Origin of the sequence: Citrobacter sp. Cb028 (assembly GCF_030336705.1) — a bacterium.
Lineage (GTDB): Bacteria > Pseudomonadota > Gammaproteobacteria > Enterobacterales > Enterobacteriaceae > Citrobacter > Citrobacter braakii.
On record NZ_JAOWCZ010000034.1, the window covers coordinates 621005 to 642044 of the forward strand.

18 protein-coding genes are annotated in these 21040 nt (G+C 52.7%); 6 read left to right on the forward strand and 12 right to left on the reverse strand.

Features of this window, described 5'->3' with window-relative positions; all coding sequences use genetic code 11:
* The first annotated feature begins 82 nt into the window (after positions 1-82).
* The 4 genes from rhlE (at position 83) to OGV75_RS12500 (ending at position 5918) form a co-directional block, all read left to right on the forward strand.
* A complete protein-coding gene (rhlE, locus tag OGV75_RS12485) occupies positions 83-1426 on the forward strand; it encodes an ATP-dependent RNA helicase RhlE (RefSeq protein WP_047415258.1) in 1344 nt (447 codons plus the stop codon).
* 96 nt (positions 1427-1522) lie between these two features.
* Positions 1523-3673 carry an ATP-dependent DNA helicase DinG gene (dinG, locus tag OGV75_RS12490; RefSeq protein WP_046274637.1) on the forward strand — a complete coding sequence of 717 codons (2151 nt, stop codon included), beginning with the start codon at positions 1523-1525 and terminating at the stop codon, positions 3671-3673.
* 29 nt (positions 3674-3702) lie between these two features.
* Complete coding sequence (gene ybiB / locus OGV75_RS12495) at positions 3703-4671, forward strand: DNA-binding protein YbiB (RefSeq protein ID WP_046274638.1); 969 nt, start codon at positions 3703-3705, stop codon at positions 4669-4671.
* Between the two features lie 161 nt (positions 4672-4832).
* Complete coding sequence (locus OGV75_RS12500) at positions 4833-5918, forward strand: malate/lactate/ureidoglycolate dehydrogenase (protein ID WP_200013814.1); 1086 nt, start codon at positions 4833-4835, stop codon at positions 5916-5918.
* A 98-nt stretch (positions 5919-6016) separates the two neighbouring features.
* On the opposite strand, the gene ybiJ is transcribed toward OGV75_RS12500, so the two are convergent.
* The 5 genes from ybiJ to mcbA form a co-directional block, all read right to left on the reverse strand.
* The gene (gene ybiJ / locus OGV75_RS12505; RefSeq protein WP_016152363.1) at positions 6017-6277 is read right to left on the reverse strand and encodes a DUF1471 family protein YbiJ; all 261 of its coding nucleotides are present in this window, start codon (positions 6275-6277) and stop codon (positions 6017-6019) included.
* Positions 6278-6577: 300 nt separating this feature from the next.
* Positions 6578-6844 carry a DksA/TraR family C4-type zinc finger protein gene (locus OGV75_RS12510; RefSeq protein ID WP_115190789.1) on the reverse strand — a complete coding sequence of 89 codons (267 nt, stop codon included), beginning with the start codon at positions 6842-6844 and terminating at the stop codon, positions 6578-6580.
* Between the two features lie 75 nt (positions 6845-6919).
* Complete coding sequence (ybiX, locus tag OGV75_RS12515; RefSeq protein WP_200013813.1) at positions 6920-7597, reverse strand: PKHD-type hydroxylase YbiX; 678 nt, start codon at positions 7595-7597, stop codon at positions 6920-6922.
* A gap of 43 nt (positions 7598-7640) precedes the next feature.
* Positions 7641-9926: a catecholate siderophore receptor Fiu gene (locus tag OGV75_RS12520; protein WP_131405756.1), complete on the reverse strand. Its 2286-nt coding sequence runs from the start codon at positions 9924-9926 to the stop codon at positions 7641-7643.
* A 293-nt stretch (positions 9927-10219) separates the two neighbouring features.
* Positions 10220-10480: a DUF1471 family periplasmic protein McbA gene (gene mcbA / locus OGV75_RS12525; protein WP_016152367.1), complete on the reverse strand. Its 261-nt coding sequence runs from the start codon at positions 10478-10480 to the stop codon at positions 10220-10222.
* A gap of 210 nt (positions 10481-10690) precedes the next feature.
* Here mcbA and rlmF point away from each other — a divergent pair, with 210 nt between their 5' ends.
* Positions 10691-11617 (forward strand): 23S rRNA (adenine(1618)-N(6))-methyltransferase RlmF, encoded by a 927-nt coding sequence (gene rlmF / locus OGV75_RS12530; protein WP_016152368.1) that lies wholly within the window; start codon positions 10691-10693, stop codon positions 11615-11617.
* Here the strand turns inward: rlmF and ybiO are convergent.
* The 6 genes from ybiO to rhtA all read right to left on the reverse strand — a co-directional run bounded on the left by ybiO (position 11614) and on the right by rhtA (position 18262).
* Complete coding sequence (gene ybiO, locus OGV75_RS12535; RefSeq protein ID WP_286480724.1) at positions 11614-13851, reverse strand: mechanosensitive channel protein; 2238 nt, start codon at positions 13849-13851, stop codon at positions 11614-11616. The genes rlmF and ybiO overlap by 4 nt on opposite strands.
* A 118-nt stretch (positions 13852-13969) precedes the next feature.
* Positions 13970-14692, reverse strand: coding sequence for a glutamine ABC transporter ATP-binding protein GlnQ (glnQ, locus tag OGV75_RS12540; protein ID WP_003035246.1), 723 nt, complete (start codon positions 14690-14692; stop codon positions 13970-13972).
* A complete protein-coding gene (gene glnP / locus OGV75_RS12545) occupies positions 14689-15348 on the reverse strand; it encodes a glutamine ABC transporter permease GlnP (RefSeq protein WP_003035248.1) in 660 nt (219 codons plus the stop codon). Before glnP ends, glnQ begins: the two co-directional genes overlap by 4 nt.
* A 107-nt stretch (positions 15349-15455) precedes the next feature.
* Positions 15456-16202: a glutamine ABC transporter substrate-binding protein GlnH gene (gene glnH, locus OGV75_RS12550; protein WP_016152370.1), complete on the reverse strand. Its 747-nt coding sequence runs from the start codon at positions 16200-16202 to the stop codon at positions 15456-15458.
* 365 nt (positions 16203-16567) lie between these two features.
* Positions 16568-17071, reverse strand: coding sequence for a DNA starvation/stationary phase protection protein Dps (gene dps, locus OGV75_RS12555; RefSeq protein ID WP_006685362.1), 504 nt, complete (start codon positions 17069-17071; stop codon positions 16568-16570).
* A 303-nt stretch (positions 17072-17374) separates the two neighbouring features.
* A complete protein-coding gene (gene rhtA / locus OGV75_RS12560) occupies positions 17375-18262 on the reverse strand; it encodes a threonine/homoserine exporter RhtA (protein WP_016156069.1) in 888 nt (295 codons plus the stop codon).
* 411 nt (positions 18263-18673) lie between these two features.
* Between rhtA and ompX the strand changes: the two genes are divergently transcribed.
* On the forward strand, positions 18674-19189 hold the full coding sequence (gene ompX, locus OGV75_RS12565) for an outer membrane protein OmpX (RefSeq protein ID WP_016152372.1): 516 nt from the start codon (positions 18674-18676) through the stop codon (positions 19187-19189).
* A 62-nt stretch (positions 19190-19251) separates the two neighbouring features.
* Here the strand turns inward: ompX and OGV75_RS12570 are convergent, their stop codons facing one another.
* Positions 19252-20838 carry a phosphoethanolamine transferase gene (locus OGV75_RS12570; protein ID WP_286480725.1) on the reverse strand — a complete coding sequence of 529 codons (1587 nt, stop codon included), beginning with the start codon at positions 20836-20838 and terminating at the stop codon, positions 19252-19254.
* Between the last annotated feature and the right edge of the window lie 202 nt (positions 20839-21040).

A 21040-nucleotide genomic window follows, 5' to 3' on the forward strand; every position in this document is an offset into this window, starting at 1 on the left:
GACATTGTGGTTTTTGTCATCTTTATTATATGTATCTCCCTGAAAACGACACCGGTAACGGTCAGGGGGGTTCGGAGTTGTTATGTCTTTTGATTCCCTTGGTTTAAACCCTGATATTTTACGTGCCGTTGCCGAGCAGGGTTACCGTGAACCTACCCCTATTCAGCAGCAGGCGATCCCTGCCGTGCTGGAAGGCCGCGATCTGATGGCTAGCGCCCAGACCGGTACGGGGAAAACGGCAGGTTTTACCCTGCCGCTGTTGCAGCACCTGATTACCCATCAGCCGCATGGCAAAAGCCGTCGTCCGGTGCGTGCGCTGATCCTTACGCCAACCCGCGAACTGGCGGCCCAGATTGGCGAAAACGTACGTGATTACAGTAAGTATCTGAATATTCGCTCGCTGGTGGTCTTCGGCGGCGTGAGCATTAACCCGCAGATGATGAAGCTGCGCGGCGGTGTGGATGTGCTGATCGCCACGCCTGGTCGTTTGCTCGATCTGGAACACCAGAATGCGGTGAAACTGGATCAGGTTGAGATTCTGGTACTGGATGAAGCTGACCGCATGCTGGATATGGGCTTTATTCATGATATCCGTCGCGTTCTGGCGAAACTGCCGGCAAAACGCCAGAACCTGCTGTTCTCAGCAACGTTCTCTGATGATATTAAGTCGCTGGCCGAAAAGCTGCTGCACAATCCGCTGGAAATCGAAGTGGCGCGCCGTAATACCGCGTCAGAGCAGGTGACTCAGCACGTTCATTTCGTTGATAAAAAGCGTAAACGTGAACTGTTGTCGCAGATGATCGGTCAGGGCAACTGGCAGCAGGTGCTGGTGTTTACCCGTACCAAACATGGTGCAAACCATCTGGCGGAACAGCTGAATAAAGACGGCATTCGCAGCGCGGCGATCCACGGTAATAAATCTCAGGGGGCGCGTACGCGTGCGCTGGCTGATTTTAAATCCGGTGATATTCGTGTGCTGGTGGCAACCGATATTGCCGCGCGCGGTCTGGATATTGAAGAGCTGCCGCACGTGGTGAACTACGAGCTGCCAAACGTCCCGGAAGATTACGTGCACCGTATTGGTCGTACCGGTCGTGCGGCCGCTACCGGCGAAGCGTTGTCTCTGGTGTGCGTCGATGAACACAAGCTGCTGCGTGACATCGAGAAGCTGCTGAAAAAAGAGATCCCGCGAATTGCGATGCCAGGCTACGAGCCAGACCCGTCCATCAAAGCCGAGCCGATCCAGAATGGTCGCCAGCAGCGTGGCGGCGGTGGTCGCGGTCAGGGTGGAGCAGGGCGTGGTCAGCAGCCGCGTCGTCAGGATGGCGGTGCGCCAAAAGCGAAACCGCGTAGCGGCGAAGGCAAACCGGCGGGCGATAAGCCTCGTCCACCGCGCCGTCCGCGCAAACCGTCTACAGCGCAGTAATTGCGAGCCCGGCCGAAAGGTCGGGCTTTTCTTTTTGCGACACGTATCAGAAAGTGCCACAATAGTGGCTGTTTATACAGTATTTCAGGTTTTCTCATGGCACTAACGGCTGCGCTAAAAGCGCAAATTGCCGCCTGGTATAAGGCGCTTCAGGAACAGATCCCCGACTTTATTCCCCGTGCGCCCCAGCGGCAGATGATTGCTGACGTCGCGAAAACGCTCACCGGGGAAGAAGGGCGGCATCTGGCAATTGAAGCGCCGACCGGGGTGGGGAAAACGCTGTCGTACCTGATTCCCGGTATTGCCATAGCGCGTGAAGAACAAAAAACGCTGGTGGTCAGTACCGCCAACGTTGCTTTACAGGATCAGATCTACAGCAAAGATTTACCGCTGCTGCGCAAAATTATCCCCGATCTGCGTTTTACCGCCGCGTTTGGTCGCGGGCGTTATGTCTGCCCGCGTAATTTAGCGGCGCTGGCCAGTAGCGAACCCAATCAGCAGGATCTGTTGGCCTTTCTCGACGATGACCTGACGCCCAACAACCAGGAAGAACAAAAGCGCTGCGCCAGGCTAAAAGGCGATCTCGACAGCTACAAGTGGGACGGGCTGCGCGATCACACGGATATCGCTATCGACGACGGACTCTGGCAGCGCCTGAGCACTGATAAAGCCAGCTGTTTGAATCGTAACTGTCACTACTATCGTGAATGCCCCTTTTTTGTCGCCCGCCGTGAGATTCAGGAAGCCGAAGTGGTGGTGGCTAACCACGCGCTGGTGATGGCGGCCATGGAAAGCGAAGCTGTTTTGCCGGAGCCGAAGAACCTGCTGCTGGTTCTTGATGAAGGTCACCATTTGCCGGACGTCGCGCGTGATGCGCTGGAGATGAGCGCAGAAATCAGCGCCCCCTGGTATCGGCTGCAGTTGGATCTGTTTTGCAAATTAGTAGCCACCTGCCTGGAACAGTTTCGCCCAAAAACCACGCCGCCGCTGGCGAATGCCGAGCGTCTGAACGGTCACTGTGAGGAACTGTATGAGCTGATTTCATCGCTCAATAACATTCTTAATCTGTATATGCCTGCGACCCAGGAGGCGGAACACCGTTTCGCGATGGGCGAACTGCCTGCGGAAGTGATGGAGATTTGTCAGCGTCTGGCGAAGCTAACAGAAATGCTGCGCGGTCTGGCGGAACTGTTCCTCAACGATCTCAGCGAAAAAACCGGCACCCACGATATTGTGCGTCTGCATCGGGTTATTTTGCAGATGAATCGGGCTTTGGGCATGTTTGAGGCGCAAAGCAAACTGTGGCGGCTGGCTTCGCTCGCGCAGTCGTCAGGCGCGCCGGTGAGTAAATGGGCGACGCGCGAAGTGCGTGACGGGCAGATCCACGTCTGGTTCCACTGTGTGGGGATCCGTGTGAGCGATCAGCTTGAACGACTGCTGTGGCGCAGCGTACCGCATATTATCGTGACCTCCGCCACGCTGCGTTCGCTCAACAGCTTCTCGCGTTTGCAGGAGATGAGCGGGCTGAAAGAAAAAGCAGGGGACCGCTTTATCGCGCTGGATTCACCGTTTAATCACGTTGAGCAAGGCAAAATCGTCATTCCACAGATGCGCTACGAACCGTCAATTGATAACGAAGAGCAGCATATCGCGGAAATGGCCGCCTATTTCCGCGAACAGCTGGAAAGTAAAAAGCATCAGGGCATGCTGGTACTCTTTGCCAGCGGTCGGGCAATGCAGCGTTTTCTTGAGCACGTTACCGATCTGCGTCTGCTGTTGCTGGTACAGGGCGACCAGCCGCGCTATCGACTGGTGGAGCTGCACCGCAAGCGGGTGACCAACGGCGAGCGTAGCGTACTGATTGGGCTGCAATCTTTTGCCGAAGGTCTGGATTTGAAAGGCGACTTGCTGACCCAGGTGCATATTCACAAAATTGCTTTTCCGCCTATCGACAGCCCGGTGGTGATCACCGAGGGCGAGTGGCTGAAAAGCCTGAACCGCTACCCCTTTGAGGTGCAGAGCTTGCCCGCGGCGTCATTCAATTTGATCCAGCAGGTTGGGCGACTCATTCGTAGCCACGGCTGCTGGGGAGAAGTGGTTATTTATGACAAGCGTTTATTGACCAAAAGCTATGGCAAGCGTTTACTGAACGCATTACCCATATTTCCGATAGAGCAACCTGCTGTGCCAGACGTTATAGTAAAACCAAAAGAAAAAGCGAAACCCACGCGTCGCCGTCGGCGTTAACGATGCGAGCAACAGGCAAGGAGTTATCGATGGATTACCGCAAAATCATCAAAGAGATTGGGCGAGGAAAAAATCACGCGCGTGACCTGGATAAGGATACCGCTCGCGGACTGTATACCCATATGATGAACGGCGAAGTGCCCGATCTTGAGATGGGCGGTGTACTGATTGCGCTGCGTATTAAAGGCGAAGGCGAAGCGGAGATGCTGGGCTTTTACGAAGCGATGCAGAACCACACCATTCGCCTGACTCCGCCAGTGGCCAAACCCATGCCGATTGTCATTCCCAGCTACAATGGCGCGCGCAAGCAGGCAAATTTGACTCCGCTGCTGGCGATTTTACTGCATAAGCTGGGCTTCCCGGTGGTGGTGCACGGTGTCAGCGAGGATCCAACCCGCGTGCTGACTGAAACCATTTTCGAACTGATGGGGATTGCGCCGACGCTGCATGCCGGGCAGGCGCAGGCAAAGCTGGATGGTCATGAGCCGGTGTTTATCCCGGTGAGTGCGCTGTGTCCTCCGCTGGAAAAACAGCTGGCGATGCGCTGGCGAATGGGCGTGCGTAACAGTGCGCATACGCTGGCTAAATTAGCCACGCCGTTTGCCGAAGATGCCGCGCTGCGTCTTTCCAGCGTTTCCCACCCGGAATACGTATCGCGCGTGGCGAAATTTTTCGGCGATATCGGTGGGCGTGCCCTGTTGATGCACGGTACCGAGGGTGAAGTGTACGCCAACCCGCAGCGCTGCCCGCAGATAAGCCTGATAGATTCGTCCGGCGTGCGAGTGCTACAGGACCGGCAGAGCGAGATGCCCGATGAGCCGGTCCCACTGCCGGTGGCTAAAGACCCGGAAACTACCGCGCGCTGGATTGAGCGTTGTCTGGCGGGCAGTGAGCCGGTTCCGGCATCGCTGAAAATCCAGATGGCCTGCTGCCTGGTAGCAACCGGTGAATCCGCGACGCTGGCTGAAGGACTTGACCGCGTCGAGCAAAGCTTCTGATTTTTCTTTCTCCCGACGGGTCATTTGCCTGGCCCGTCGCTTCACGCCTTCCGGCAACGTGAAATTTCTGCACGTTTATTGATCTCCTGAGCGCTGTGGCGCAGCATAGTTTGTTGAAAAATAAGAACCACAATCAACACGCGACACAACAGGAGATAACAATGAACAGTGGACATCGCTTCCATGTGCCAACGCTGCACGCCTTTATCCAGGCCGTTTTTCACCAGATGGGAAGCAATGAACTGGAGGCGCGGCTGGTGGCCGATCATCTGATAGCCTCTAACCTCGCCGGCCACGACTCCCACGGTATCGGCATGATCCCAAGCTATATTCGCTCATTTTCGCAGGGACACCTGCAGATCAACCGCCATGCCAAAGTGGTCAACGATGCGGGAGCGGTGATTACGCTTGACGGCGACTGCGCATTTGGTCAGGTGGCGGCCCACGAGGCAATTACGCTTGGGATCGAAAAAGCGCGCCAGTACGGTATCGCTGCCGTGGCATTACATAATTCGCACCATATTGGACGCATTGGCTACTGGGCGGAGCAATGTGCGGCGGCGGGTTTTGTTTCGGTGCACTTTGTGAATGTGGTAGGGATCCCGATGGTCGCACCGTTTCATGGCCGCGATAGTCGATTTGGCACCAACCCCTTCTGCGTGGTGTTCCCGCGTAAAAATACGTTCCCGTTGTTGCTGGACTATGCAACCAGCGCCATCGCGTTTGGCAAAACCCGCGTGGCATGGCACAAGGGCGAGCCGGTGGCTCCGGGATGCCTGATTGATGCTAATGGGGTACCCACAACCGATCCCGCCGTAATGCAGGTCTCTCCGCTGGGGTCGTTGCTGACCTTCGCCCAACACAAAGGTTATGCGCTGGCGGCAATGTGCGAAATTATGGGGGGAGCGCTTTCTGGTGGTAAAACTACACATGAAGAGAGCCTGCAGACCAGCGCGGACGCCATCATTAACTGTATGACGACCATCATTATGAATCCGGAACTGTTTGGCGCGCCGGACTGCGACAACCAGGTCGCGGCATTTGCTAAGTGGGTGAAAGCGTCCCCCCATGCTGAAGATGTCCCGATCCTGTTGCCAGGGGAGTGGGAGGTGAATACTCGTGAAGAACGGCTGGAGCAAGGTATTCCGCTGGATGCCGGAAGCTGGCAGGCGATTTGCGAGGCGGCGTTGCAAATAGGGATGCCAGACGCCGTGTTGCAGGAATTCCGTCAACGACTGGAACACTAAGCAAAAAAAAAGCCCGTCCAGTGGCGGACGGGCAAACAAAGGGTAACAAACAGGGTCAATGAGGGTTGGAGCATTGGGTCGTACAGGTAATCTTTCGGTTATTTATAGATAACCGCGGTGCCGCTCATTTTGTCTTTGCCGATAGCAGAAGTGATGCTGTAACCCGTTGCGCCAGCAGCAGTCGCTTTTTCAGCCAGTTTTGCTTCCAGGCCGTCCAGCGTGGTGGCGCCGTCAGCAGATACCACACCAATTTTGTTCATGTTTTGCGCCTGAGTAGAGGAAACTGGCTCGGCAGCGAAAACGCCAAATGACAGGGTAGACAGAGCGATGGCGGCAACAGCAAATTTGATATTTTTCATGATTAATTTCTCGCAGGTTTGTTCTGTTAGTCAGTGTTCTTTAAGAAGACGTTGTTTCGTCGATGTGAGAAGTATCACGTTTTTTTATGCGAGATAAAATCGAATAGAATTGACGACGTCAATCAAAAAAATTGAATGACAAATAACTTATTGAATATTAATAAATTCGAAAGAGGGATTTACAGTTCTTGTCATTGCGCTTTACAGAGAAACCGACAACGGCACATTTTGCTACACAGAGTGCAAAAAAGCGTGCTCGTAAAGGAAATCGTATGCGCTGAAACTTTCGGTAAAGATAAGTCAACGTAGCTGGCTGTCTTTCGAACCTCTGCGATTATATCCTGAAAATCCTGCGCTATGTGAATCTTTATCCTGCTGGCATGTGATGCACAAGCGTACGCCGGGCACGGCCTCCCGTCTGGCCTGAGGGATTGGATTACCACATTCTTCGCATTCATACAGACTTTCCCCCGTCGGTAACTCACCGCGGGCGCGGGCAACAGCATCTTCAATAGTATTGTTGATCTGTTCGTTAACAGCGTCGTCATTTGCCCATCCGGATGCCATACCTACCTCCTGCTGATGTCTACAGAATAAGTATAGCGAATGTGATGGCTGAAAAACGACCACGCGTCAGCGGTATCAGATTTCAGACCATTCGCGCAGCAGGTTATGGTAGAGATTGAGAAGCGACAGGATCTCGCTACTCTCCCCATGACGTGTCTTCAGGGACTGGATGTTTTTATCCAGTTCAAAAAGCATGGCGCGATTTTTGTCGTCCCGGATCATCGACTGGATCCACATAAAGGATGCCACCCGAACCCCACGGGTCACCGGCGTAACGCAGTGCAGGCTGCTGGAAGGGTAAAGTACCAGATCGCCTGCCGGAAGTTTTACCGCATGCTGGCCGTAGGTGTCATTGACCAGCAGCTCTCCTCCCTCATAATCGTCGGGATTACTCAGGAATAAGGTGGCGGAAAGATCTGTGCGCATCCAGCCGTTTTCCGGATGACTACGCACCGCGCCGTCAACGTGAAAACCGTAGGTCTCGTTGTGCTGGTAGCGATTGAACAGCGGTGTGGAAAGCGTTTTCGGTAATGCAGCGGCGAAGAATAACGCGCTGTTGTTCACCGCGTTTTGTACCGCCTGTTGTAAAACGCTGTAACGCTCACTTTGCGTATCCACCTGCTGGTTGTTTTTAACCTGCGCACCCTGAGCGCCGGTGGTTGCGCGTCCATCAACCCAGTCGGCAGCGTCCAGTTGTTCGCGAAACCAGGTGACATCCTGCGCCGACAGAATGCCGGGAATGTGATACATCATCAGTGTTTCTCCTGAAAGTGGGGCTTACGCCCCACGTAAAAGATCAGAAATGCATATTTGCCGTGAGCAGGAAGGTTCTTGGCTCACCCGGATGGTAACGGTATCCGCTCTTGTTAATGGAGGATACATAATCGGTGTCGAACAGGTTATAGACGTTCAACTGGAAATCGAGATTGCGATTCACGCGATACCCCAGTTTTGCGTCGGCGACCCAGTAACCTTCGGTGTAGGATGGCGTACCCACGGCCCCGTCGGAACCGCGATGCATACTGCCCACGTAGCGAGCGCCCGCGCCAACAGAGATATCATCGGTAGCCTGATACTGGTTCCACAGCGTGAACGCATGTTCTGGCGTATACGGCAGGGATGAAGAACCATCCTGAGCAACGTTTTTGCCGCTGTGGATCGTCGCGCGCTGCTGGGTGTAACCCCCAATAACCTGCCATGCGGGAGTGATGTTCCCTGCTACCGAGAGTTCGTAACCTTCAACGCGCTTCTCCCCGTACTGGGAATATGTGCCGTCGTCGTTCTGCTCAACTTCGTTCTCAATATCCGTACGGAAAATCGCGGCAGTTAACAGCAGGCGCTTATCCAGCACCTCCCATTTGGTGCCGATCTCGCTGGTTTTCGCTTTCTGCGGTTTGAAATCGGTACGGTTCGCACTGTTACCGCTTCCGCCCTGAGCGAGGGCAAAGTTGCTGCCGCCCGGCGGTTGCTGAGAAACGGCGTAGTTAATGTAAACGTTACCGTTATCGGTCAGGTGATACAGCGCGCCCGCTTTCCAGTTCACCAGATTGCCTGATTTGGCAGTATCCACGGTGGTGACCGGAGAACCTTTCGCCACGCCTGTCGGACACGCGACCGCGCCGCGACCAGAAGCGCCGCAAGCGGTGGCGCTGTCATATTCCGTGCGGTAATTGTCGAGGCGAATACCACCGTTTAGTTCAAACTCACGGGTAATCTGTAGCGTATCAAAGGCGTATACACCGAAGGTATCGGTTTGCCCGTTAGCATTAGCGCCGTTACGAGACAATCCGCCGATATTCACATTGCTGTCGGGATGATAGATATTTACCGGCGGCGGGGTGATCGGGTTTACACCATAGTTGGTTTGCGTTTCACGCGTTAGCTCCACGCCGGTGCTGATGTCGTGACCGATGGATCCGGTGTAAAATTTTGAGGTCAGGTTGGTCTGGTTGGTCAGGATCTTATTGCTGACATCTTTGGTATTAGCCAGGCGTGACCAGGTCCAGGTGTCGACGCTGCTGGTGGGTTGAGTGATGTTAGTCGCGCCGCCCATCACCGCCGTCATCAGATAATCCTGCTTAATGCGTGACCAGCGGGTGGTGTTGCGAATAGTGGTGCTGTCGTTCAGGTCATGTTCAAAACGCATCGTTGCGGTATCGGTCGTCGAATCGTCGTAATCAGAGTTGGTACCGTAGAAGTTATGCGTATCCACTTTTCCTGACTGATTCAGTGCAGCAGTCCCCGCGGAAGGCGCGGAATATCCCGGCAGACCGATGGTCGGGACACCTCCATCCGGGGTGTTGTGCTGGGTGACATGCAGATAGTTCAGATACAGTCGGTTCTCAGTGCCTAAGCCAAAGGCGAGAGAGGGGGCCACACCATAACGTTCATTCTTAACGTTATCGCGACCGGCATCATGCGTTTTTTCACCCATCAGGTTTAACCGTGCAGCGGTGGTCTCGCCGATGACCTGGTTAATGTCCAGCGTACCACGGCGGAACCAGGCGCTACCGACGCTGGCCGAGGCATCGATCCCTGAGTCAGTGCGCGGCTGTTTGCTGATCATATTGATGGAGCCCGTTGGCGCGCTACGGCCATAGTCGGTGCCGGAGGGGCCTTTGATCACTTCAACCTGTTCGGTATTGAAAGTGTCGCGCGTAACGCTGCCAATATCTCGGATACCGTCGATATAAATACTGTTCGAGGTATCCGCACCACGCATGTACACCGCGTCACCGGTGGTGGAGTTACCGTTCTCACCGGCGAAAAACGCGCCAACGCCCGGTACGTTTTTCAGCGCATCGGTCAGATTGGTTGCACCTTGATCCTTAATCACCTGCTCAGAAATCACTGTCATGGTGCGGGTTGTATCCGCTACCGGGCGGGAGAACTTAGGGTCGGCAGACTGCGTTGGGGCGTATAACGAAGGTTTGGCCGCTTCAACAACCAACGTATCTTCTTGTTTTTTATCTTGATCGCCCGCGGCGACAGCCTGAGCTACCGGAGACAGGCCAATACACAGACCGGCAAAAAAAGTCAGTGAATGAAAACTACTGGCAGGCAAATTGCGATTTTTATCCATGTTAGTGAGTGACTTATTATTTTTTGAGTAGACGGTTTCACTCGCGCGAAGGGACATCTCTGTGGATGTTATACCCTGCAGGCCTCGCGGGAGTGAACGTGTAATTGATAATGATTTTGATAAGCATTACTAATCAGTGCGACGTTTTAGCATTCATTAATTCAAAAATAAATACATTTATTTACATTGGACTCAAAATTGCTACACGATGATTACAATTTAAGCGGTGAACGACGTGAACAGTAGGTAGCAAACTGCATTCGGGGTGAATGCAGTTGGGCTAAGGTGAGGGACTACTTATAGATAGTTGCGCTGCCGTACATCTGGTTTTTACCGCCCGCAGAATTGACGACAAAGCCTTTTGCGCCTTGCTCTTTCGCTTTCTCTGCCAGCTTGTCTTCGAGATCGCTCAGGTTAGAAGCTCCGGTAGCGAAAACAGTGCCGGAAGCTTGTAGCTGGCCGGTTTGGGGGCTGGTGTAGGGCTGTGCAGCAAAGGACGCAAATGTCATGCCGGTCAGTACGGTAGCGGCAAGGAATGTGAGGCATTTCTTCATGGTGATATCCTCTGAGAAACAACAGGTCGTGCCTGATAAGTTTAGGCCGTCAGTGGATAACATTTACCGCAAAAAACTGGTGATGAGATGTCTGTTTTTTGAACAATCAGCAAGCCATCAAATAGGTATAAAAAAAGCAAATTTCCTTGCTGTGTGTTTACCGCGTGGCGTTATGCGGGTATCTTACGCCGCTGTTAAAAGGAGAATGCTATGTCCCCCCAGAAACCGGGATTACACCCACGTAACCGCCACAATGGCCGTTATGATCTTGCGACTTTATGCCAGGTTACACCCGAGTTGACGCAATTTCTCACCCTCACGCCAGGCGGCGAGCAGAGTGTTGATTTCGCGAATCCGCAGGCAGTGAAGGCGCTCAATAAAGCACTGCTGGCGCATTTTTATGCGGTGAAAAACTGGGATATTCCAGACGGTTTTCTGTGCCCGCCGGTTCCTGGTCGCGCTGACTACATTCACCATCTGGCCGACCTGTTAGGTGAAACCAGCGGAACCATTCCGGCAAATGCGAGCGTGCTGGACGTGGGAGTTGGGGCAAACTGTATTTATCCGCTGATCGGCGTGCATGAATACGGCTGGCGATTCACCGGCAGTGAGACCAGTAGCGAAGCGTTTAACAGCGCTCAGGCGATCGTAAATGCCAATCCGGGGTTAACTCGCGCAATTCGTCTGCGTCGCCAGAAAGATGCTACGGCAATCTTCAACGGTATCATTCACAAGAATGAGCAATACGAAGCCACATTGTGTAACCCGCCATTCCATGATTCTGCGGCTTCAGCCCGCGCCGGAAGCGAGCGCAAACGTCGTAATCTGGGGCAGGATAAAGATGATGCGCTGAACTTTGGCGGGCAGCAGCAGGAGCTGTGGTGTGAAGGCGGTGAAGTGGCGTTCATCAAAAAAATGATCGCCGAAAGCCAGGCCTTTGGCCGTCAGGTGATGTGGTTCACCACGCTGGTTTCGCGCGGTGAGAATTTGCCTCCGCTGTACCATGCGTTAACGGATGCGGGCGCGGTGAAAGTGGTTAAGAAAGAGATGGCCCAAGGGCAAAAGCAGAGTCGCTTTATTGCCTGGACCTTTATGGATAACGATCAGCGTCGCCGTTTTATGGCGCGTAAACGCTAAAGCGTTGGCTCGGTTGGCGGCAGCGGTTCGCTTGCTGCCGACGCAGGGCCATTCACCGGTGCAGGCAAAACCTGATAGGTCTGTACCGGCGCGCGTACGTTGGCCAGATCGAAGTATTTCTTCACCTGGCTGTCGAGCGCGAAACGTACCGTCCACTGTTTCAGCGGTAATGTGGTAAATGAGACCCGTAGCGTGAAGGCCGTATTGGTTAACCCCACAATCCCGGCAAACGACGGCTCGCCAATAATCAGCCCGCGAATATCGTCCTGTTCCATCACTGCAGCCACAGCGTCTTTCAACGCCTGATTCGCTTTATCTGCATCCTCATGGCGGTCTACGTCGTAATTGGCGACGACCGATCCAATCCCGCGCACAAAGTTGGCGAAGGTCGTTATCGATGACCAGGGAATGATATGGTACGCCCCGGTGTCCTGACGGACGCCCACAGAGCGGATGGACATCCGTTCAACCGTACCGGTGAGTGGGCCGATAGTCACCAGGTCACCTGTGTTCATGCCATTTTCGAACTGAATAAAGATCCCGGTAATAATATCTTTTACCAGCGTTTGCGAGCCGAAAGAGATAGCCAGCCCCAGCGCCCCGGCCCCGGCCAGTAAGGGCGCGATATTGACGCCAATTTCGGATAGCACAATCATGATGGTGATCGTGCTGATGATCACCGCCAGCGCGTTGCGAAACAGCGTCAGCAGGGTGCGGGTACGGGCGCTGGGGAGCGGGCGGCCGTGAATATCGGAAGCCAGACGATTTTCAATCAGGCTGGCAAGGATCGTCCAGCCGATGGCGGAGAAGAATAAAATCAGTGCGATACGGATCAGGATATCCACCGTTTTTTCTCCTGCGCCGTAATGCAGCCAGTTCCAGAAGTCGAACAATCCCCAGGCATTCAGTAGCAGCATTACCGCGACGCACACCGTCAGGATCCTGGCCACGCTTAACGCCGTCGACAGCCAGCCATTCAACCGTTTTTGTAGTTCCGGATAGCTGCGCTGGGTGTGTGGCGAAAGGGTAATAGTTTTGGCTATCCAGCGGGAAAACATGCCGGAAACAAAGGCGGCAATTCCAATGATTACCAGACTGCGCAGCGTAGCGCCCATCATGAATTTCAGGCTGTTGCCCGGATCAAACAGCGAGAAGAAAAACAGCACAATGAAGTAGGCGCTGGCCAGCCAATGCCATACCAGCGCAAAGGCGCGGATAAACAGGCTGAAAAACGCTAACGATCTTTCCGCCAGATTCAGCAAATGCTGCGTTATCTCTTTCTTGTTTCTGAAAATCAGGTACAGCGCCCATAGCGTGATACACAGCATGATGATGACGTTGGCCATCGCGCCGACCTGCACGTTGACCTGATTCGAGATAATGGGAACGGCAACGATAAGTCCGTATCCAATCAGGCTGCTCAATGAACTTAAACGGCGATTCCAGTAGCGCGCACCGGCATCCTGAATGTTAAACGGGCGCAGTTCGGCCACCGTTGGGCAAAATATCAGGCGCAGAATGGCTTTGAAGAACTCAATCAGCGCAAAGGCATTGAGAAACAGACTTTGCTGAAAGGCGATAGTGCGGCTACCGGCGTTCATTCTGTCGCTCAGTATCTGCCCGACAAACAAAGTCAGCGCCAGCAGAAGCAAATCGATAATGAATGCGCCGACGATCATTGCCGGAAGCTGGAGCCAGTTGCTGCGTTCGCGGTTTTTCCGTCGTGCCCATTGCCCCATTTTGCGATACAGCGGCAGCGCGCACAGGCGAAGCAGCCAGAAAAAACCGAACACTGACGCCGCCAGCATTAAAAAATGGGTCAGGGCATTGGTGAACGTTTGCGGGTTGAAGGTCTTGTGTGGTGCATCGGTAATATTGCGGTAAAGCTGAGCAAAGCGGCTGGAGAGCGCCTCACCGTAGTGGCGGGTGACATCCGTGACGTTTTCCAGCACCGTTTTTTCTTCCGTTAACGTGGGCGGAACAATGGTTGGCACCGGTTCGGCAGGGGGCGCTGTCGCCACTTTGCGTAACTGACCGATCAGTTCCTGGCGCGAGGCGTCATTTTCCAGCACATCAGCCAGTGCGCCGTAGGCCGCTTTCTTCTGTTCAACATTCGGCTCTTTCGCCGGCGCGGTTTGCGCGTTGGTTGACGTTGGCGTAGTGACGCCAGGTATCGTCACCGCCTGAGTCGGGAGACTCACCAGACAAACAAAGATGAACAGGATCCAGCGCATGACTCCTCCCATGAGAAAATAAATTCAAAAGGATAAGTATAGATGTCAGGGCGGGGGAGAAATGAAATGAGAGGATTCTGGTGAAAAACCTCCCTTCAGGCGAAGGGAGGGAGAGCTATCAGGAAACGTGCTGCAAGAATTCCTGTAAACGTTGGCTGGGCGGATTTTCAATCAGGGCCTGCGGATTACCGTCTTCGGCAATACGTCCCTTATCAATGAAAATCAGGCGTGAAGCCACTTTTTCGGCAAAGCCGATTTCGTGGGTCACAATGACCATGGTCATCCCTTCCTCCGCCAGATCCTGCATAACTTTCAGAACTTCGTGGCGCAGTTCCGGGTCCAGCGCTGAGGTTGGCTCATCAAACAGCATCATTTTCGGCTTCACCGCTAGCGCACGGGCGATCGCCACACGCTGCTGTTGACCGCCAGACAGCTCAGAAGGGTAGTGATGCGCACGCTCGGCCAGACCTACTTTCGCCAGCAGCTCTTTAGCCAGTTTCTCGGCCTGTTCTTTATTCGCCCCGCGTACGCGCTGTGGTCCGAACATGACGTTTTCCAGCGCCGTCAGATGCGGGAACAGGTAGAACTGCTGAAACACCATCCCGGCTTCCTGGCGGATTAACCGCTCGTCTACCTTTGGATCGTTTACCTTCAGACCGTCGACGATCAGATCGCCAGAGGTTATCTCTTCCAGTTTGTTAATGCAGCGCAGCAGGGTTGATTTACCGGACCCGGATGGCCCGATAATTACCACCACTTCGCCCTGCTGAATGTTCAGGTCAATATTGTGCAGCACCTGGGTTGGGCCAAAGTGCTTAGAAACGTTTTTAAATTCAATCACAGGATTTTCATCCTTCTTTCCAGACGACGCAGAATGAAGCTCAGCACCAGCGTAATGATCAGATAGAACACCGCAACGGCGCTCCAGATTTCCAGTGCGCGGAAGTTACCGGCAATGATTTCCTGGCCCTGACGGGTCAGTTCAGCGACGCCAATGACAATAAACAGCGAGGTATCTTTAATGCTGATGATCCACTGGTTGCCCAGCGGTGGCAGCATACGACGCAGCGCGAGAGGTAAAATAACGTGGCGGATAGTCTCTGTACGTGAAAGCCCAAGCGCCAGTCCGGCTTCACTGAATCCTTTATGGATTGAGAGCACCGCGCCGCGGGTGATTTCCGCAATATAGGCGCCGGAGTTGATCATGATGGTGACAACGGCGGCGCTAAAGGGATCAATGCGTAAATCGTTAAATGCCATTGGCAGGGCAAAGTAAATAAACATCACCTGCACAACGATTGGCGTACCGCGAATGACTTCGATAAACACCAGCGCTACGTGGTTGGCTATCCAACCGCCGAAAGTACGCGCAAACCCTGCTGCAAGCCCGATTATCAGACCGCCTGCCAGACCGAGGACCGAGATCCACAGGGTCATTTTGGCGCCTTCAATCAAAAGCGGGATGGCGGGCCAGATGGCACTCCAGTCAAACTGCATATTTCGTTCCTGTTACCGTGGTGAGAAAAGTAATGAGCCATAACGCGATGACTCAAAATTGCAGGCCCGGCGGCGCTGGCGCTACCGGGCGTTACAGAACGTTCTTGTTATTTAGGTTCGGTACCGAACCATTTTTTGTAGATTTCGTTGTATGTGCCGTTCTCTTTCAGCGTTTTCAGCGCGCCGTTCACTTTCTCACGCAGTTCATCGCTGCCTTTCGGGAAGGCGATACCGTACTGCTGGGCTTCCAGGGATTCGCCTACTGCTTTGAACTGACCGTTGCCAGCGGTTTTGATGAAGTAAAGAATGTTTGGCGTGTCGTGCAGTACGGCGTCTGCGCGGTTGGTGCCCAGTTCCATATATGCGTTATCGATATTCGGGAACTGACGCAGATCTTTGGTTTTGATGTTAGCTTTCGCGTAATCAACGGAACCCGTGCCGCTCTTCACAGCGACGACTTTACCATCCAGATCTTTCACGCTTTTCACGTCGTTATTATTCGCTTTGACCATCACTAACAGACCGCTTTTGTAGTAGCCGTCAGAGAAGTCGATCGCTTTTTTACGCTCATCAGTGATGGTGATACCCGCCAGCGCCAGGTCGATATTCTTGGTTTGCAGAGCCGGGATGATGCCGCTGAAATCCATTGGTTTCAGTTCATAATCCAGCTTCAGTTCTTTGGCCACGGCAGCCCACAGATCCACATCAAAACCAACGTATTTGTCACCCTGTTTGAATTCGAACGGTACAAATGCGGTGTCGGTTGCGACAACCAGTTTCTTATCTGCGGCATGGGAGGACACCGCAAAAGCCAGGGTAAGTGCAGCCAGTGAGACTTTTAATACAGACTTCATAGGATTTCCTTTTATATCCACGGGGCGATCCCCTGCGAGAACATATGGCTTAATGAAAAAATCGTGCCAGTTTTGCAACTCATTGTTTTAACAAGAGGGTGTCTCGTTTCTCTGCACAATAAGTAGGGCAAAGTGGGCAATCTGCACTGTTTTGGGGCACTCATTTGGTGCGTACCTGACACAGTGCAAACGGTATGACTATTTAGCGTAAAAATTGTTGATAAAACAATCTTTCGTTAACGATTGTGTGAAGTAATTATTACAAATAATTTACTTTGGAGTGACGAACGATCAATGTCATGCACCATAGATGTGCAAAACCCCCGCCAGGGCGAGGGTTATATAGGTAATTCTTATGTCTGCTGTTATTCAATGTTGGCTTCGATAAACCACAGGAATTTGTCGAGGTCGCGTGAAGCGGCGGTGAAGATATCTGCTGTATCTTCGTCTTTTGCTTCGCTAATGGCTTTACGGACGCTGTTAGCGACGACGGCATAACGATCGGCCAGCTCTTTTAAGTGGTCCTGTACGCTATGGATATCCAGCGGATAGCTTTTCAGAGGCGTTTTGCTGTTAATAACCTGGGTGGTACCCAATGCCACACCGCCTAACTGTACGGCGCGCTCAGCCATGGTGTCGAGGTGATCGGTCAGGGCAGTACGGAAGCCATCGAGCATTTCATGCACAGCAATGAAGTTCGCGCCGCGCATGTTCCAGTGAGCCTGTTTGGTGATCAAAGACAGGTCGATGAACTGGATCACTTGCTGATTCAGCAGCTCTACGGTCGCTTTCTTTTCGCTATCTGTTACATCGTTGCGGGTATAAAGGAGGGCAGATGCTTTTGTTTTTACCAGTTTTGCGGTACTCATATTTTCATATCCTCTTGATAATTATGTCCCAGCTCTTCAACGGGAATAAGTATAGCGTGAATTTTGGATTTATTTTTCTGGTGTTACCTATCACTTTAATAGCGAAGAGATGGGTGGATATGAAATAACTAATAAAATCATATGGATATAGTGGTTATTAATGGAGGTGTGTTATTTTTATGTTAATGTAAAAATTTCAAGAAATATGCAGATGAGAAAATTATATTTATTAGAATAATTATCACGCAGATTTACAATTGGATATTCTGCATGATTATGCAAACCATGCAGAATATTAAGTGGTTAATTCACGTCAACTTGCTTAATTTGTGGTTCTTTGCGAATAGTGAGCGTCGAACCCATTGATGCGACAATAATGGCGCCCAGAGCGAGCGTCTGGACAAGCGTCAGCGTTTCACCGAGGAAGATCATTCCTGAAACCGCAGCCAGTGCAGGTTCCATACTCATCAGAGTACCAAAAGTGCGTGTTGGCAGCCGCGTCAACGCAATCATCTCCAGCGAGTAGGGAAGCGCAGTGGAGAGGACCGCAATGGCCAGGCCTAACGGCAGAATGGACCAGTGCCACAAGGCATCCCCAGCCTGGAGCGCGCCGATGGGTACAAAAATCAGCGCCGCAATTAATGACCCTACCGCAACGGTCGCCGGACCATGTTCCGCGCCGGCACGCTGCCCGGTAAGAATATAGATTGCCCAGCAGGCGCCAGCGCCCAGCGCCAGCGCAGCACCGGTTAAATCCACGTGAGAAACGTCCTGACCTAACGGCAGCAGGAACCAAAGCCCGAGTACAGCCAGTGCAACCCAAATGAAATCCACCGGACGTCGGGATGAAAACAGTGCTACCGCGAGCGGGCCGGTGAACTCCAGCGCTACGGCAATTCCCAGCGGGACGGTCTGGATTGACAGATAGAAGAGATAGTTCATCCCGCCCAGAGACAGACCATAAAACAGCAGCGGCAGGCGTTGTTCTTTGGCGAATCGCAAACGCCAGGGTTTAAAGAAGGCAATAAGGATGAGGGTGCCCAGCGCAAGGCGCAATGCGGTAACGCCCGGCGCACCGACGAGTGGGAATAGCGATTTTGCCAGAGATGCTCCGCTTTGAATGGAGGACATAGCAATAAGCAAAACCAAAATAGGCAACCAGACTGGCGCTTTACGTGACGACCCCGGCATCCTTTCTCCTGTCAAATGATAATTACACGCCTTCATCTGCGTGACGTTGCAAATTTGCTACGACACGGATGACGTGATGTATAGAAAAGTAAAACAGCGAGTGTAATGGAAATACGCACCGCTGGTTGAGTATTCGTTGAAAAAAAAATTGCTCAGTTCCGTACAATGGCATGAAAGTGATGGATTAATAATCTGTGTGATTAGGAATATTCTGGATGAATGTGCCATATTGTGCGCGCAATAATGGCATTTTAGGTTAGAAAAGTGATGTTAATTGAAAGAGATAGCGGGTTTCTGAAACGTTCTGTTACATGAAAGACCCCGTTAGACATCGCGAATCGCAAAGAGTTTCCCATCAATTTTTGGTATATTTAAAACTTAGGATTTACTTGAAGCACATTTGAGGTGGTTATGAAAAAAATTGCATGTCTTTCAGCACTGGCCGCTGTTCTGGCTTTCTCCGCAGGTACTGCTGTAGCTGCGACTTCTACCGTTACCGGTGGTTACGCTCAGAGCGATGCTCAGGGCGCAGCGAACAAAATGAACGGTTTTAACCTGAAGTATCGCTACGAGCAGGACAGCAACCCGCTGGGTGTTATCGGTTCCTTCACTTACACTGAAAAAGATCGTACCGATGCGTCTGGCGACTACAACAAAACCCAGTACTACGGCATCACTGCTGGCCCGGCTTACCGTCTGAACGACTGGGCAAGCATCTACGGTGTAGTGGGTGTTGGCTACGGTAAATTCCAGAACGCTGCATCCCCGGCTGATAACCACACCACCAGTGACTACGGTTTCTCTTACGGTGCTGGTCTGCAGTTCAACCCGATCGAAAACGTTGCTCTGGACTTCTCCTACGAGCAGAGCCGTATTCGTAGCGTTGACGTTGGCACCTGGATCGCTGGCGTGGGTTACCGCTTCTAATCACTTCGGTGATACAAAAATCCGCCTCTCGGGGCGGATTTTTTTTGTGCGCAACTCAGAGATTAACGAGATTTGGTCTCAAAGATGTCGGTACCCAGATGGTTGTAGTCCACCTTCTGCAATTTGAAGTTGGTGATATACACCGGGCCAGCCTTTTTCTCTGAAATAAAGCGATAGCTGTTGGTGATTTCCTTCGCGCTTATCCCCGTCCACTGCGAGAAAAAGCTGAGGAAATCATTGGCGGAGCGACGGGCTTTAATCACCCGGTGCGCTTTATCATCGCTCGACAGCACCATAAATGGTACCTGGAAATTCTGCTGGAACTGATCGTCATGCGCCAGGTACTGCACCTCTTTCCCCCGCTCTTTAAACGCGAGGCCATGATCGGAGAAATAGACCATCGAGAAGCTGTTACCGCTGTTACGTAACTGATCGTAAAGCTGGCGCAGCAGGTCATCCGTCTGCGTCATGGTGTACAGATAGCAAGATGTCTCTTTCGACTGGACGAAAGTCTCGTATTTACCCTGCGTACGGTCGCAGGCCTGCGGATGCGAGCCCATTAAATGCAGCACGATAAGCTGTGGCTGAGTGCGCTCGGTTGCCAGCACCTGGGCGGTCATCTTCAACAACGCTTCGTCACGGGTATTTTTATCCGCTTCGAAATCACCACTTTTGAGGAACTGAACTTCATCAGCTCGCTTCGCAATGCTGGCGATGGCCGTATCGTATTCACCAATCTGTCCCTGATTGGAGAACCACCACGTCTGGAATCCCGCGCGGTTAGCCAGAGTGACAAAGTTATCCTGGAACTGGGGTTTATTGTCGACCACCCGATTTAACGTCAGGCCGAGTGATTTTTGGGTCGAACCGCTTGCCGCGATGTAATCCGCGAAGATGTAGCCGTTAACGGAACTGGCAAACGGCGTGTTATCCCAGTGACCACCAAAAGCGCCTAACGCATCGCGGCGGGCGCTTTCGCCGATGACCACCACGTAGGTATGATACTTCGGCTTCACGGCGGTTACCGTCCAGCTGTCTTTCACGCTCGCCAGCTTCGCCATACGCTCTTGTTCGTCGAGCACTTCGTTGTTATTAACGATAACGTCCTTGGCAAAGCGGAAAACCGGATAGCCAGTGTCTTTCAGCTTGAACACGCCGCCCCAGGCCAGGTTTTGCACCGGGGTTACAAAGAACGCGACAACGCTGAACAGCAAACAAATGCTGTCGAACTTGTTCCAGCTACGCTGCAGCACCTCTTTTTTACGGCGTACGGCGATAACACCGAGGGCGAAAATAAACACCCCAACCAGATAACTGTACCAGGGGAAGATGGTCAGGATTTCAGTAGACTCTTCCATATTGGTTGAGTGCAGCGCCAGCAAGGTATTGAAGTTCGGCGAACCGTAAGCCTGGCCAAACGGGAAGTACATTGCCGCTACCAGCGAGCAAATGCCAATCAGCACTTTCTGCGCACGCGGCGCGCTGCGCCACAGCAGCATCAATATACAGGTGAAAGCAACGCTATAGAGCAGGCTAAGCGGATAGCCCAGCGCAAGGTTGATCAGCAGAGACTGTAAGAAATAGAGGCCAGTCCACGGACTAATCGCCCGGCTACGAGCAATGATTGAATCTTTGAGGGTTAAATTCATATGCCACTGTTACAAAAACGCCATGTGCTTACCCTGGCGCTAAGGGTCATTGCCTGCCTGAGAGAGCGAGAAGGGGGATAGGGTCCGCATCCGCGAGCCGCAATATATGCAGGGCTGCGAAAAGATAGAGTGTGTGCAAGAGAAGGTCAACTACTACTAAGAAATTGTTTTGCGAGGGGCGTGGCAAAACTGACAAAAAGAA